A 13,177-nucleotide genomic window follows, 5' to 3' on the forward strand; every position below is an offset into this window, starting at 1 on the left:
GAATCACCGTTAAGCCTTGATTGAAATTGATCGAGGGAGAAGCCCCGATGTTCGCAGAACTGAACGTCTTTCGGATGGCGCATGGAATGGCGTTTCATGCCGGCCAGCGGCAATCGGTGATTGCCCAGAACATGGCGAATTCCGATACGCCCGGCCACCGGGCGCGGGATCTCGTCCCATTCACAGAGCTTGTGGCCCGGGGCGCCGATACGGCCGCCCTGCGCGCCACCCGTCCGGGGCATCTGGGCGACACCGGCGACAACCCGTTCCATTCCGAGCCGACCCAATCGAGCTTGCCGTTGGCCGAAGGCCAGAACGCCATCTCGGTGGAGGAGGAAATGGTGAAGGCCGTCGAAACCAAGCGCCAGCATGACCGGGCGCTTGCGATCTACCGGTCGTCGCTGACCCTTCTGCGCACAAGCCTGGGACGGGGGTAAGGTATGAGCGATTTTGCCCACGCCCTGTCGGTTTCCGCCAGCGCCCTGCGCGCCCAGGCCACGCGCCTGCGGTTGACGGCGGAGAACGTATCGAACGCCGACACGCCCGGCTACCGCCGCAAGCTGGTGTCCTTCAACGCCGTCCGCGAAGAACGCGATGGCCCCGCGAGGGTCGAGATCGGGCCCGTCAGGCTCGACAAGACCGACCCGGTGAAGATCTACGACCCCGCCCATCCGCTTGCCGACGAAGGCGGGCACTACGAGGGGTCGAATGTCGATCTGATGATCGAGATCGCCGATTCCCGCGAGGCCCAGCGCAGCTACGAGGCCAACCTGAAAATGTTTGACCAGGCCCGCAAGATGTCTTCCGGACTGATGGATTTGCTGAGACGATAAGGAGGTACCAGAATGGACCTGAGACAACTTTCCGCACTTCAAAGCTACACCGCGGCCAAGCCCGCGACACAGCCTGATCCGAACGCCACGCCGGATCCGGGCACCGCGATACGCGGCGCGACGCAGGATTTCGTGCAGACCCTCCGCCACGGCGAGCAGACCGCGATTGCCTCGATGTCGGGCGCAGCCGATCCGCACGCGCTGGTGCAGGCTCTGGCGCAGACGGAACTGGCGGTCGAAACCGCCGTGACCGTGCGCAACAAGGTTGTCGAGGCGTATCAGGAAATCCTAAGGATGCCGGTCTAAGATGCTGCAGGAAGGCGTCTTTTTCGACACGATGCGACAGGGGCTGTGGGTCGCGGTGGCGATCTCGCTTCCGATCCTGACGGTCGCGCTGCTCACCGGTCTCGTCGTCGGCCTGTTCCAGGCGCTGACCTCAATCCAGGAAATGACGCTGACCTTCGTGCCGAAACTTGCCGCCATCGTGATCGTCTTCTGGCTGTCGATGGGCTTCATGACCCAGACACTCGTGGCCTTCTTCCAATCGCAGATCGTGCCGCTCATGACCGGAGGATTCTAATGGACAGCACCGCCTACACCACGTTGTCGCGCCAGTCGGGGCTGATGCGGGAAATGCAGATCGTGGCGAACAACGTCGCCAATGCCTCGACCACCGGGTACCGGCAGGGCGGCATGATCTTTTCCGAGTTCGTCCGCCGCGCTCCGGGGGAACCGTCGATCTCCATGGCCGGTGCCAAGGTCGAACATACGTCCCTGTCGCAAGGCGCGCTGCGGCGGACCGACGGGCCCTTCGACATGGCGATCGAAGGCGACGGGTTCTTCCAGATCGAAACGCCCGACGGCGTGCGCCTTACCCGCGCCGGGGCGTTTTCGCCCAATGCCGCCGGCGACCTCGTGACGATGGAAGGCCACCGCGTGCTGGATGCCGGCGGCGCGCCCGTCTTCGTGCCCGGCACCGCAACGTCGATCCGGATCGCCTCGGACGGCACGATCAGCGCCGATGACGGCCCGATCGGGCAGGTCGGCGTGGTACAGCCGGTCGATCCGCTGGGTCTCGTCCGCGAGGATGGCGTGATGTTCCGCGCCGATGACGGCGTCGAACCGGCCGAAGGCGCGCGGGTACTGCAGTTCTTCCTCGAAAGCTCGAACGTCAATTCCGTCCTGCAACTGGCGCGCATGATCGAAGTCCAGCGCGCCTACGAGCTGGGCCAGAAATTCCTCGATGCCGAAGACCGTCGCGTGCGCGACGCCATCGACACGCTGAAAAGCTAACGGAGACACCCAGATGATCCGAGCCCTCAAGATCGCCGCCACCGGCATGAGCGCGCAGCAGCTTCGCGTCGAGACGACGTCGAACAACCTCGCGAACATGAACACCACGGGCTACAATCCCCGCCGGGCCGAGTTCGCCGACCTGCACTACCAGCAGGTCGCCCGCGCGGGCGCTGTCACCGCTTCGGACGGGACGGTCCTGCCCACCGGCGTGCAGCTGGGCCTGGGCGTGCGGCCCGTCGCCGTGACGGTCGAACTGCAGCAGGGCGCCCTGACGCGCACCGGCAGCGATCTGGACGTGGCCATCGAAGGCGCGGGATATCTCGAAGTGCTCATGCCCTCGGGAGAATCCGCCTATACCCGCGATGGCGGGTTCAAACGGTCCGCAGAAGGGGTCGTTGTCACCTCGGATGGCTATACGGTCGAGCCGGAGATCGTCATTCCCGCCGAAGCGCTGAGCGTCTCGATCAACGGCGCGGGCGAGGTCTTTGCCTATTTCCGCGACAACCCGCAGGGTCAGCAGCTTGGCCAGCTGAACCTTGCACTGTTCACGAACGCGAAGGGGCTGGAAGCCTTGGGCGGCAATCTCTTTGCCGAAACCGAAGCCTCCGGCCCGCCGATCCTGGGCAATCCGGGAGAGGACGGGATGGGCACGCTGCGGCAGGGCTATCTTGAAGGCAGCTCCGTCGACGCGGTGCGCGAAGTGACGGAACTGATCGAGGCCCAGCGCGGCTATGAAATGAACTCCAAGGTGATTTCGGCTGCCGACCAGATGATGGCCGCAATGACGCAGGTGCGCTGATGCGACTGACCCTGCCCCTGATCCTTGCCCTTCTGGCCCAGACGGCCGCGGCCGACATCCTTGTTCCCGCCCGGCTGATCCGCGCCAAGGAAATCGTGCGCGCCGAAGATCTTGTGACCAACCCGGCGGACGTCCCCGGCGCCCTGTCGCAGGTGGACGAGATTGTCGGCCTGGAAGCCCGCGTCGCACTTTATCCCGGCCGGCCCGTGCGGCCGGGCGATGTGGGTCCGCCGGCGCTGGTCGGGCGCAATGACGTGGTCACGCTGATCTTCAACTCCGGCGGTCTGACGATAACCACCGAAGGCCGGGCCCTGGGCCGCGGCGCGCATGGGGAACATGTGCGCGTGATGAACCTCAATTCCCGAAACACGGTGACCGGGAAGATCCGGTCGGATGGCGCGGTGGTCGTGCAATGAAACAGGTAATTCCCATGGCCATGATGGGCCTCGCCGCACTCGCCGCCTGCGGGCGCGAGGATCATATCGGCAAGCCGCCCAGCTTCACGCCCACCACGGATTCCGCCGAACATGTCGCCATGCTGGGCGCAGGGCTGCCGCTTTACACGAACCGCCGCACGCAAGTGCAGGAGGCGTCGCTCTGGAACCATGGCCCCCGTTCGCTGCTGGGCGATCGGCGCGCGCTCAAGAAGGGCGACATCCTGACCGTGGTGATCGAGATCGACGAAAGTGCCGAGATCTCGAATGATACCGACAGGTCGCGCTCTGCCTCGGAATCAATGGGGATCACGGGCTTCTTCGGCCTGCCCCAGCGGATCAACCGGCGACAGCCCGAAGGTGCCTCGCTCGAGGAAGCGGTCGGCATCACGTCGGACAGCTCCAGCGAAGGGTCCGGATCCGTCAGCCGCAACGAACAGCTGGAACTGAAGGTCGCGGCGACGGTTGTCGACGTCCTGCCGAACGGGGTCCTGTCCATCGTGGGCTCCCAGGAGGTGCGCGTGAACTTCGAGATGCGCGAACTGCTGGTGTCGGGCTATGTCCGGCCCGAGGACATCTCGCGCCTGAACCAGATCACGTATGACAAGATCGCCTCGGCCCGGATTTCCTATGGCGGGCGCGGGCAGATCACCGATGTTCAACAGCCCCGCGTGGGCCAGCAGGTCCTAGACGCGATCCTGCCGTTCTGAGGGTATCCGATGCTTGGAAAACTGCTCCCCGTTGTCTTTCTTGTAGTCGGTGCCGGTGCCGGCATCGGCGCCGGGATGTTCCTGATGCCGTCCGCCGAAGAAGAGCAGATGGCCGAAGGTGAAGATGGCCAAGAGGAATCGGGTGACGACGTTGCCAAGGACGATCATGGCAACAATCACGATGACGCGGTGGAGCCGTCCGAAGTGGAATACGTGCCCTTCACGCAGCAGTTCATCGTGCCGGTGGTCAAGAAGGATCGCGTCACCTCGATGGTGGTCTTGTCGCTCAGCCTGGAAACCGGGCCGGGCGGGACTGAGGTGATCTTCAACAAGGAACCGAAACTGCGCGATGCGTTCCTTCGGGTGATGTTCGAACACGCCAATCGCGGCGGTTTCGCCGGCACCTTTACCAATCCGGATCAGCTGGACATGCTGCGCATCGCGCTGCGCGAGGTTGGCCAGCAGGTGGCGGGCAGCACGATCCACGACGTCCTGATCGTCGACATTGCCCGCAAGGACAGCTAGCGCAGCACCATCAGCGCGGCGATCTTCTCCCAGTCTTCCCGCGCGCGGGCCTCTTTCACACTGCGCTGACGATCGGCTTCAAGCCGGTCGACCGCATCGCAGCGGCCAAAGGCCCGGCGCAGCCGGTCCAGAACTTTCAGCTTCCGCGCCATGACCCTGGCCAGATCGGCGTTCAGCGCCCGGCGCGTGCGGACGGTCCATTCGTTCCAGTGCAGATCCGCGCCCAGCGCAAGGTACGCGGTATCCGCTTCGGCATCCGCCCTGGCCTGCGCCACCATGCGGTCCAGCCGGGCAAGCTGCCCGCGAATGATGGCTTCCTCCTCAAGGATCGCGGCCACGGCCTGACGTTCCTTGGCATAGAGAAGCTCCGTCACCTGCGAGAGCTCCTGATACGCGCTGGTCATATACCTTCCTTCGCCTTGCGCCGCATGTCTTCGGCAAAGCGGATCGCCGCGGCCACCGGGGCGTAGTGATCGGGCGAGATCTCCTGCCCCAGTTCGGCCGTTTCGTGCAGGGCGCGCGCGGTGGGCGGATCGCGGTGGATCGGCACACCGGCTTCGGCCGCCAGCCGTCGGATCGTCGCCGCCATTTCATCGACACCCTTGGCCACGCAGATCGGCGCCGTGCCCGGTTGGCGATCCCATTTCAGCGCGACGGCGTAATGCGTCGGGTTCACGACGATCACGTCGGCCTTCGGCACATCGGCCAGCATCTGGGAGCCCGCGATCTCCTGCGCCCTCTGGCGTCGCTGCGATTTCATCTGCGGATCGCCTTCGGAATCCTTCATCTCGTCCATGACTTCCTTTCGGGTCATGCGGTTCTTGCGCTGATGTTCGAACTGCTGGAACACCGCATCGATCACGCCAAGGCCGGCCGCGATCAGCACGACGAGGAACATGAACTGCATGCAAAGCTCGGCCAGCAACGCCGACGTGATGAACGGGCCGCCATGCATCGCGCCGATCATGTCCGGCAGCGACACCGACAGGAACAGCCCCAGGCAGATGGAATAGAGCACGAGCTTGGCAAAGCTCTTGAAGAACTCGAAAAGCCCCGAGCGGCCGAACTTGTTCTTCGCGTTCTGCATGATCGAGATACGCGACATCTTCGGTTCCAGCTTTGTCGGCGCCATCACGAAGGCGCGCTGCGCTATGATCGCGATGATGACCAGCGCCGCGGGCACGACGAACCACGGCGCGATGGACCGGGCGATCCCCCAGAGCGCACCGCCGAAGGCGGGCTGACCGGTGCCGGACAGCATCAGGACGGAAAGCGTATCGGCCCGGTCCAGCAGAACCGACAACCGGCGTCCGAACTCCTGGATCGAGGCCGCGCCGAACGCCAGGGCGGCCAGCAGGATCCCGGCATAGGCCGCGGCGACCATCAGGTCGACGGATTTCGCGACCTCTCCTTTTTCCCGCGCCTTCTGCAGTTTCTGCGGCGTCGGGTCGAAGATCTTCTGGCTTTCGTCCTGGTCGTCGCCCCCGCTCATGGTGCCCCCAGCGGGTTGGCGAGGAACAGCATCAGCTCATCCCGCCAGAGCATCAACATGTAGGGCCCGGCCACCATGAGAAGCGCAAGGCCGCCGAACGTGATCACCGGGGCGCCGACAAAGGCCACCATCAGTTGCGGCATCGCCCGGTTGATGACACCCAGCATCAGGTTGTAGAGCACCGATGCGATGATGAAGGGCGCCGACAGCGAAAAGGCCAGCGAAAAGGCCTCTGACACGCGCTTCAGCCCCCATTGCGACAGGTCCGCGCCGTCGAGAGCCTGACCGGGCGGGAAGACATCGTAGGACAGGATCAGCATCCGCGCCGCGCCCACATGCAGCCCCGACATCAGCGCCAGCGCCATTGCCGCCATGACCAGCAGATGGCCCATCGCGGGAATGGGCTCCACCGCCGCGCCGCCCAGAATCTGCGACAGCGACGTCGCCTGCGCCGCGATCGACCCGGCGGTCTGCATCGCCATGATGAACAGCCGGATCCCGATCCCCAACGCCAGCCCGACAAGCGTTTCGGCCAGGGCGACACCGGCAAAACTGACGAAATCGGTCGGCGGTGCGCGCCAGATGGCACCGTCTCCCAGCACCACGGCCGGGGCCACGATAGCGGTGAAGGCCAGAGCAATGACGATCTTGATCCGCACCGGCACCGCGCGTTCCCCGAACGCGGGCAGCATCGACACGAGCGCACCCACCCGCAGGAAGATCGCCGCGCCGGCCCAGAACCAGGCTTGCCCGGCCGCGCCCAGAAGCTCGGCCAGGCCGGTCACGCGGGGACCATGCCGACAAGGGCCGGCCGCGCTTCAAGCCCGATTTCCTCGTATGAGAACACAGGATTGGTCACCCCGCGCGCCTTCATGATCGTCCTGAGGAACCGCCGCCGGGGCGAGGAGGTGACCACCGCCGCATTCAGCCCGCGTTCGGCCGTTTCGGCGACCTGGTTCGTCACCCCTTCGGCCAGCTTGTTGAACAGGTCCGGCGGCAGCGCGATATCGAGCCCGCCACCAGCGCCGTCAATCTGGTAGGAGCCGAAGATCTCCTCCCATTCCGGGGCCAGCTGGATCAGCGGCACCGTTCCGTCCGGGCGCTTGATCTCGGCCACCATCTGGAAGCCCAGACGCTGGCGGACCTGTTCGCAGATCGCCTCGGGCCGGGTGCTGGTCTGGCGCGCCTCGGCCACGGCTTCAAGGATCAGCGGCAGGTTTCGGATCGACACACGCTCATCCAGCAAAAGGCGCAGCACGGCATGAAGCGAATCCAGCGGCACCTTGTCGGGGATCAGCTCGTCCAGCAACTTGCGGTTGGCCTCGGCCCGCTGAGGATCTGTCAGGCGCGTCATCTCGTTCAGCAGACGGCGGAGCGATTTCAGCGTCAGCAGGCGGGCGAAGTTCTGTTTCAGGACCTCCAGCAGATGCGTGGCCAGGATTTCCGGCGGGGTGACGATGGTCGCCCCGACAAGGGCCGCGTCCTCCTGATCCGACGGCGAGATCCAGCGGGCGGGAGCGCCGTAGACGGGTTCGGTCACGTCGCGGCCCGACGGCAGAGTTTCAGTCGCGTGGGGCAGAAGCGCCAGCACCAGATCGGGATGCAGTGAGCCGCGCGCCTGCTCGACCCCCTGAATGCGGATCACGTAGGTGCCGATCGGCAGTTCGGGCTGATCGGTCAGGCGGATTTCGGGCAGGATCAGCCCGAAGACGGTCGCGACATAGGTCCGCATGTTCGCGATCCGCACATCGAGCCCGGTGCCCGCATCCAGCACCATGGCCACGAGGTCGGGCGCGAATTCGACATGCACATCGTCGAGATCCAGCACGTCGCCCATCGGGCGCTGGATGTCGGGCCTGTCCTCTTCGGGCTCTTCCTCTGCTTTGGCGGGATCCGGGCGCCGGGCCAGGAAGAATGCGGCCCCCCCAAGAATGGCGCTCGCGGCGATGAAGGGCACGAAGGGCAGACCGGGAACCAGTGCAAAGACCAGCATCAAGGCCGCGACGGTGGCCAGCGCCGCGGGATGCCGGCCCATCTGGTCGAAAAGCGCCATGTCGGTCGCGCCGAGCGTGCCGCCCCGGGCCAGCAGAAGGGCGGAGGCGATCGAGATGATGACAGCCGGAATCTGCGTGACCAGCCCGTCGCCGACGGTCAGGATGGCATAGGTTTCGAAGGCATCACCGATGGCCATGCCGTGCACCACGACGCCCATGATCAGGCCGACGACAAGGTTCAGGATCGTGATCAGCAGCCCGGCGACGGCATCGCCTTTGACGAATTTCGATGCCCCGTCGAGCGAGCCGAAGAACGTCGTTTCCTGCTGTTCCCGGGTGCGTCGGGCGCGCGCTTCGTCGTGGGTGATGGCGCCGGCGGACATGTCTGAATCGATGGCCAGCTGCTTGCCCGGCATCCCGTCGAGCGCGAAACGCGCTCCCACTTCGGCCATGCGAGCGGCGCCCTTCGTGATCACCACGAAATTGACGATCAGGAGCACGCCGAAGACGACAAGCCCGAGGAAGACGCTGCCGCCCATGATAAAATGCGCCACGCCTTCGATGACGTCGCCGGCCGCGTTGGGCCCAGTGTGCCCTTCCCCGATGATCAGCTTGGTTGACGAAATATTGAGCGACAACCGCAGCATCAGCGACGCCAGAAGGATTGTGGGAAAGGCCGAAAAATCAAGCGGTTCCTCGATGAACAGCGTCACCGTGAATATCAGGATCGCAAGCGCGAAAGACACGGCGAGCCCGGCATCCAGGAACCAGGCCGGCACCGGCAGGATCATCATGACGATGATCGTCATGAGCGCGAGCGCGAGAAGGATGGTCGGGCTGAAAATCTGTTTGAGTGTCAGGCTGGGCATGGGTTTCAATCAACCGACAGGAAGGTTGAGCCCGCCCCCGCCACAAGCGGCACGAGCGAACCTCGGGATGTTTCGCCGCTGCCCAGAATCGGGCGGACACGGTCTGCATCGATTGCGGTCTGTGGCCATGGCGGCGGCGGGCCACGGCGGCGAATGGGTTCGGGTTCGGGAAGAGCCGCCGCGACGGTGACCCCGCCCGACAGGCCGGACCGGATCCGATCGAAACGCTTCGAATAGCGTTGGGCATATTTCGGCGTTCGGGAATGATAGGCGCCGGCAGCGGCCTGCCAATTGCCCAGTTCCTGGTAGAGATCGTTCAGAAAGCGCGCCGCGTAATCGGCGTTGGCGGCCGGGTCGAACATCTGGTCTATCGAGGTGAACGCCTGGCCGTGCCATTTGAAGTTGATCTGGAAGCAACCGACATCGAAGCTGCGCGCGCCACGCTTGTAGTGCTTGAAGACATAGGCGCGGGCTTCGTCGCGGGTGTCGAACCACTTCCCGACCCCTTCCATGTTCACCGTCCATGGCCATGGCGCGAGGCCATTGCCGCCGGGACGCCCGGTTTCGGTGCGGGTAATCGCCTGCATGACGTCGAGCGGAACACCGTGCTGCCGTGAGGCGACGGCTGCAGCCTGGTCACATAGGGCCGACAACGTGTCGATAGCGACGACCGGTGTCGGAAGTCCTGCCGCAACAGCGTATGCCAAGCCGATCCGCGACCAGACGCCACGAAAACCTAAGCGCCCGGAGCCAATTGGTGGCCCGGGCGGGTTCGGTACCTTGCAGGCCCATGCAGAGCGCAGCCACGCTGAACGTGACACTTTCCAGGCTTTCATCGACATTCTGTCTCCGCCCGGTGATACGGGCCTGTTCCGTCTACCCGTCAGGGCTTGATTTTCGGTTAGTGACCTTCCTGGTGCCGGGCCGCGATCAGTTGGTGGCCGGCGTTTCGATTTCCACCATTTCGAGAAGGCCGGACACCGCGCTGCGCAGAGCTTCGCCCTCTTCCAGCAGAGATCTCGCCGTGGCCAACGGTTTGGCCTCGTCCGGAGTCGATGCGAGATCGGCCATACCGTTGGCCGCGCGCATCAATCCGGCGTAGTAGCTGTCCGACGCAAGCTCGGCGGCATCGGGATCTTCTGTCAGCCACAGACCACGGTCCCGTGCCTGCGGATCTTCCTGTGCCACAAGAAGCGTGCCCGCCAGCTCCATCTCTCCGGAAATCAGTAGCGCCTCGCTGCGGAGCCTGTCTGCCTCCGGGCCCGTCACGTTGAGAAGATCGGCCAGTGCGCGGCTCGGCTCCCCCTGAGCAAGCGCGGCCTCCGCCCGCAACAGGCGCCGTTGATCCGATGGATGTGGTGGCGCCGTGTCGTCTAACACCGCTGCAGCCTCGGTAGCGAACCCCAATCCCATCAGTCGCTCCGCGACAAGGAAACCGGTTTCCTCGGGCCAGTCGAAGGCGTTTTCGCGTGCCTGTCCCAGCGCATGCTTCATGAAATCAACGTCCCGCCCCGTTTCGGTCAGGATCGTCAAAAGGTCCTGCGCCAGGGATGTCGCGGCCGCATTGCCATCCTGTTCGCGGATCAGGGACAGCTCGGAAAACGCATCGTCATAGCGGTTGGTCAACGCCAGCGAACGGATATGCGCCCGGCGCAGATCGCGACCTCTCTCGACCCGCCGATATTGCTGTGCATAGCCTGCGATCAGGTCGGGATAATGCGTATCGATCGGCGCGCGCGCATCGAACCGGGTGTCGATCAGCGCGACCAGGGCTTCGGGTGATTCTTCCTCTGCCTCTGTCACCGCGCTTTCCAGATAGGTCTCCTCCGCGTCGTCGTCGCCTTTCAGATCGGCTATGGCGGCACGCGCCAGGTCCGCGGGCGCCCCTTCGTCAAGCCCGGCGCGATCCGAGGCGCGCAACACGGTCTCGGCGGCATAGATGTCGCCGCGGGCAGAGAACTGGCGGCTGAGACGGGGGCCGAGGTGGCGGCGCAGGTGGGCCGGCAAGCGGGCAAATCCGATGAGCACCGCTTCAACGTTGAGGTCCTGAAGGTCTGGATCCGCCGCCGCGAGATAGGCCCACAAGGCCGCATCGGTTTCGCACCGGGCCTGGCCCGTGAAGGGGTTGGCGCCGCTGACCGCATCGCCATCAATGATCCGGGACATCGTCTCGAGGAGATCCGTCTCCGCCTCTTCGAACTCCACCAGGGCCAACGCGTGCCGCGCCTCGGCCCCGAATCCGTAGTGAAGGTAGGCCCGCGCCAACGCCTGGACGGGTTCCAGAAGAACATTGTCGAACTCGCCCACCAATTCACCGCGGAGCGTGCTTATCTGATCCTCGAACGTCGCGTCGCCACCCCATTCGTGGAGCGCCAGCATCGACGACTTGACGCATCTTCCACCTTCGCGGGATCGTTCCAGGTTTTCGGTCAGTTCCTGAAAGTCGCGGTCGATCACCGACATCGACGTTATCCCGATGGGAAGCGGGGCCGTATTGCTGCCCGCTGATGCCATGTCGGGCGCGACGTAGCCGTTTCGCGGCGCCCGCTGTAGCAAACCCTGATCCGCGGCATGTTCCATCTGGTCGATCAGACGGTCTTCGGAAAGGACAAGCGCACCGCCGTAGCCCGCTTCGACCGCCCGGTCGATCAGTGGTTGTTCAAGAGGATCGTCGGCAACCCGCGGATCGGAGTGCACCCATTGTTCCATGGCCGGAACGATCGGAAGGTCCATTGGCCCTGCAACCCGCTGTTCGGTCACTGACAAATCAAAGTAGACGGGCGTCCGGGCAGGTGCATCGTTCGACCCATAGCGGAGCGTGTCCCCGCCGGCCGAACGCTGCATCAACCTGATACGATCCTGGATTGCGCCGCTGACCTGCTCTTCACGGCCGAACTGGGCCCAGGTGCGCAAAGGCGGGCTGTCCCCGGGCGCCGGCGTGCCGCGAATATCAAGAACTAGGTAGCCCCCGTTCACGCGATAGCTTTCGACATCGCATTCGCACCCGAGCGAAAGGTCGAGAACTCCCGGTGATTGGCGGGCTGCGCTGAGGCGGGTGCGGGGGATGCGGGTAAAGAGGTCGTCGAGATCGAAGCGTGCATTCTCGACCGATACGTTCAGCCGGGCACTGCGATCGCTCCGCGTGACAGTCCAGTTGATCGATTCCGGCAGTCGGACGACGAGGCGCGTAAAATCCTCGTGCTCTCCGGATGTCACATCCAGCGTCTGCGCCGACGCACAGCCCGCCCAGACAAGAAGAAAGATCCGAAGGCAGAACCGGCGCATCAGGCCGCGTCCTGTTTCAACGCTTTCAGGGCCTCTTCCAGATCAGAGAACCTCGGCCGCATGTGCGCCGGCGTGTTCTGGCGTCCGACTTCGATACAGATCGCCGGAGCGTGATTGTGCAGGTTCGCCACCAGAACTTCGCGAATCAGCTGGTAGAAATGGTGGTCGTCCTCGATCACCGTTTTCAGCTTTGCTGCGAACGGTCCGACAAACGCATAGGCCAGGAACACGCCCAGAAAGGTGCCGACAAGCGCGCCGCCGATCATCTTGCCCAGCACCTCGGGCGGCTGGTCGATCGAACCCATTGTCTTGATCACGCCAAGAACCGCGGCAACAATCCCCAGCGCCGGGAGACCGTCGGCAATGGTCTGCAGGGCGTGGCTGGAATGCATCGCCGAATGCTGGGCAGCTTCCATGCGCTTTTCCAGCACCTCTTCGACCTGGTGCGGATCGTCATAATTCATCGCAGCAGATCGCATCGTGTCGCAGATGATTGCAACCGCTTCCTTGTCGGCCTGGATCTTTGGGTACTTCGAGAACAGTTCGGAATCGTCCGGCGCCTCGATATGGCGCTCCGCCTCCACCTGGTTCTGCTTCGCGAGGCGGATCAGCGAAAACAGCAGGCAAAGGAGATCGCGGTAATCGTCCTGCTTCCATTTCGGACCGCGGAAGACCTTGCCCACGTCCTTCACCGTATGGATAACGGCGGACATTTCGTTGCTGATCATAAAGGCGCCGACGGCCGCGCCGCCGATCATCATCATCTCGAAAGGCAGGGATTTCAGGATGATGCCCAACTTGCCGCCGGCCAGGATGTACCCGCCGAAGACCATCACGAAAATCACGACTATGCCGATGATGCCGATCATACGACGGGTTCCTCACATCGTTCTCTGACTGCAGGGTGCAGTAGAATGGCTTAAGAAAGGTTCACCTCGGG

The 13,177-nt window shown here is 64.2% G+C and carries 16 protein-coding genes; 9 read left to right on the top strand and 7 right to left on the bottom strand.

The window, feature by feature from the left end; all coding sequences use genetic code 11:
- Positions 1–47 precede the first annotated feature (47 nt).
- From D4754_RS00605 to D4754_RS00645, 9 genes are read left to right on the top strand one after another with little or no spacing between them, the layout of a single operon-like run.
- Positions 48–437: a FlgB family protein gene (locus D4754_RS00605; RefSeq protein ID WP_121060606.1), complete on the top strand. Its 390-nt coding sequence runs from the start codon at positions 48–50 to the stop codon at positions 435–437.
- 3 nt (positions 438–440) lie between these two features.
- Positions 441–833 (top strand): flagellar basal body rod protein FlgC, encoded by a 393-nt coding sequence (gene flgC / locus D4754_RS00610; protein ID WP_121060608.1) that lies wholly within the window; start codon positions 441–443, stop codon positions 831–833.
- Positions 834–845: 12 nt separating this feature from the next.
- Positions 846–1,139 carry a flagellar hook-basal body complex protein FliE gene (fliE, locus tag D4754_RS00615; protein WP_121060610.1) on the top strand — a complete coding sequence of 98 codons (294 nt, stop codon included), beginning with the start codon at positions 846–848 and terminating at the stop codon, positions 1,137–1,139.
- A gap of 1 nt (position 1,140) precedes the next feature.
- Positions 1,141–1,413: a flagellar biosynthetic protein FliQ gene (locus D4754_RS00620; protein ID WP_121060612.1), complete on the top strand. Its 273-nt coding sequence runs from the start codon at positions 1,141–1,143 to the stop codon at positions 1,411–1,413.
- Positions 1,413–2,126, top strand: a complete 714-nt coding sequence (locus D4754_RS00625) for a flagellar hook-basal body complex protein (RefSeq protein ID WP_121060614.1) — start codon at positions 1,413–1,415, stop codon at positions 2,124–2,126. Before D4754_RS00620 ends, D4754_RS00625 begins: the two co-directional genes overlap by 1 nt.
- Before the next feature lie 16 nt (positions 2,127–2,142).
- Positions 2,143–2,928 carry a flagellar basal-body rod protein FlgG gene (gene flgG / locus D4754_RS00630; protein ID WP_121061556.1) on the top strand — a complete coding sequence of 262 codons (786 nt, stop codon included), beginning with the start codon at positions 2,143–2,145 and terminating at the stop codon, positions 2,926–2,928.
- Complete coding sequence (flgA, locus tag D4754_RS00635; RefSeq protein ID WP_121060616.1) at positions 2,928–3,344, top strand: flagellar basal body P-ring formation chaperone FlgA; 417 nt, start codon at positions 2,928–2,930, stop codon at positions 3,342–3,344. Before flgG ends, flgA begins: the two co-directional genes overlap by 1 nt.
- The gene (gene flgH / locus D4754_RS00640) at positions 3,341–4,072 is read left to right on the top strand and encodes a flagellar basal body L-ring protein FlgH (protein ID WP_121060618.1); all 732 of its coding nucleotides are present in this window, start codon (positions 3,341–3,343) and stop codon (positions 4,070–4,072) included. The genes flgA and flgH overlap by 4 nt, the downstream gene beginning before the upstream one ends.
- 9 nt (positions 4,073–4,081) lie before the next feature.
- Positions 4,082–4,597, top strand: a complete 516-nt coding sequence (locus D4754_RS00645; protein WP_121060620.1) for a flagellar basal body-associated FliL family protein — start codon at positions 4,082–4,084, stop codon at positions 4,595–4,597.
- Here D4754_RS00645 and D4754_RS00650 read toward each other — a convergent pair.
- The 7 genes from D4754_RS00650 to motA form a co-directional block, all read right to left on the bottom strand.
- Positions 4,594–5,001 carry a hypothetical protein gene (locus D4754_RS00650; protein ID WP_121060622.1) on the bottom strand — a complete coding sequence of 136 codons (408 nt, stop codon included), beginning with the start codon at positions 4,999–5,001 and terminating at the stop codon, positions 4,594–4,596. The genes D4754_RS00645 and D4754_RS00650 overlap by 4 nt on opposite strands.
- A complete protein-coding gene (locus tag D4754_RS00655; RefSeq protein ID WP_121060624.1) occupies positions 4,998–6,089 on the bottom strand; it encodes an EscU/YscU/HrcU family type III secretion system export apparatus switch protein in 1,092 nt (363 codons plus the stop codon). Before D4754_RS00655 ends, D4754_RS00650 begins: the two co-directional genes overlap by 4 nt.
- Positions 6,086–6,874, bottom strand: coding sequence for a flagellar biosynthetic protein FliR (locus tag D4754_RS00660; RefSeq protein WP_420837182.1), 789 nt, complete (start codon positions 6,872–6,874; stop codon positions 6,086–6,088). The genes D4754_RS00655 and D4754_RS00660 overlap by 4 nt, the downstream gene beginning before the upstream one ends.
- Positions 6,871–8,952 carry a flagellar biosynthesis protein FlhA gene (gene flhA, locus D4754_RS00665; protein ID WP_121060626.1) on the bottom strand — a complete coding sequence of 694 codons (2,082 nt, stop codon included), beginning with the start codon at positions 8,950–8,952 and terminating at the stop codon, positions 6,871–6,873. The genes D4754_RS00660 and flhA overlap by 4 nt, the downstream gene beginning before the upstream one ends.
- Positions 8,953–8,957: 5 nt before the next feature.
- Positions 8,958–9,794 carry a transglycosylase SLT domain-containing protein gene (locus D4754_RS00670; protein ID WP_240453701.1) on the bottom strand — a complete coding sequence of 279 codons (837 nt, stop codon included), beginning with the start codon at positions 9,792–9,794 and terminating at the stop codon, positions 8,958–8,960.
- 88 nt (positions 9,795–9,882) lie between these two features.
- Complete coding sequence (locus tag D4754_RS00675) at positions 9,883–12,237, bottom strand: hypothetical protein (protein ID WP_121060628.1); 2,355 nt, start codon at positions 12,235–12,237, stop codon at positions 9,883–9,885.
- Positions 12,237–13,106 carry a flagellar motor stator protein MotA gene (gene motA, locus D4754_RS00680; RefSeq protein ID WP_121060630.1) on the bottom strand — a complete coding sequence of 290 codons (870 nt, stop codon included), beginning with the start codon at positions 13,104–13,106 and terminating at the stop codon, positions 12,237–12,239. Before motA ends, D4754_RS00675 begins: the two co-directional genes overlap by 1 nt.
- Positions 13,107–13,177: the final 71 nt, after the last annotated feature.

It is taken from the genome of Chachezhania antarctica (genome assembly GCF_003646465.1).
Classification (GTDB): Bacteria; Pseudomonadota; Alphaproteobacteria; order Rhodobacterales; family Rhodobacteraceae; genus Chachezhania; species Chachezhania antarctica.

Excerpts from the sequence above, each read along its gene's own strand:
- D4754_RS00655 (WP_121060624.1), bottom strand. The coding sequence starts at position 6,089 with ATGAGCGGGGGCGACGACCAGGACGAAAGCCAGAAGATCTTCGACCCG.
- D4754_RS00605 (WP_121060606.1), top strand. The coding sequence starts at position 48 with ATGTTCGCAGAACTGAACGTCTTTCGGATGGCGCATGGAATGGCGTTT.
- D4754_RS00620 (WP_121060612.1), top strand. The coding sequence starts at position 1,141 with ATGCTGCAGGAAGGCGTCTTTTTCGACACGATGCGACAGGGGCTGTGG.
- flgH (WP_121060618.1), top strand. The coding sequence starts at position 3,341 with ATGAAACAGGTAATTCCCATGGCCATGATGGGCCTCGCCGCACTCGCC.
- D4754_RS00670 (WP_240453701.1), bottom strand. The coding sequence starts at position 9,794 with ATGTCGATGAAAGCCTGGAAAGTGTCACGTTCAGCGTGGCTGCGCTCT.
- motA (WP_121060630.1), bottom strand. The coding sequence starts at position 13,106 with ATGATCGGCATCATCGGCATAGTCGTGATTTTCGTGATGGTCTTCGGC.
- D4754_RS00650 (WP_121060622.1), bottom strand. The coding sequence starts at position 5,001 with ATGACCAGCGCGTATCAGGAGCTCTCGCAGGTGACGGAGCTTCTCTAT.
- D4754_RS00625 (WP_121060614.1), top strand. The coding sequence starts at position 1,413 with ATGGACAGCACCGCCTACACCACGTTGTCGCGCCAGTCGGGGCTGATG.
- D4754_RS00645 (WP_121060620.1), top strand. The coding sequence starts at position 4,082 with ATGCTTGGAAAACTGCTCCCCGTTGTCTTTCTTGTAGTCGGTGCCGGT.
- flgA (WP_121060616.1), top strand. The coding sequence starts at position 2,928 with ATGCGACTGACCCTGCCCCTGATCCTTGCCCTTCTGGCCCAGACGGCC.
- D4754_RS00675 (WP_121060628.1), bottom strand. The coding sequence starts at position 12,237 with ATGCGCCGGTTCTGCCTTCGGATCTTTCTTCTTGTCTGGGCGGGCTGT.
- fliE (WP_121060610.1), top strand. The coding sequence starts at position 846 with ATGGACCTGAGACAACTTTCCGCACTTCAAAGCTACACCGCGGCCAAG.
- flgC (WP_121060608.1), top strand. The coding sequence starts at position 441 with ATGAGCGATTTTGCCCACGCCCTGTCGGTTTCCGCCAGCGCCCTGCGC.
- flhA (WP_121060626.1), bottom strand. The coding sequence starts at position 8,952 with ATGCCCAGCCTGACACTCAAACAGATTTTCAGCCCGACCATCCTTCTC.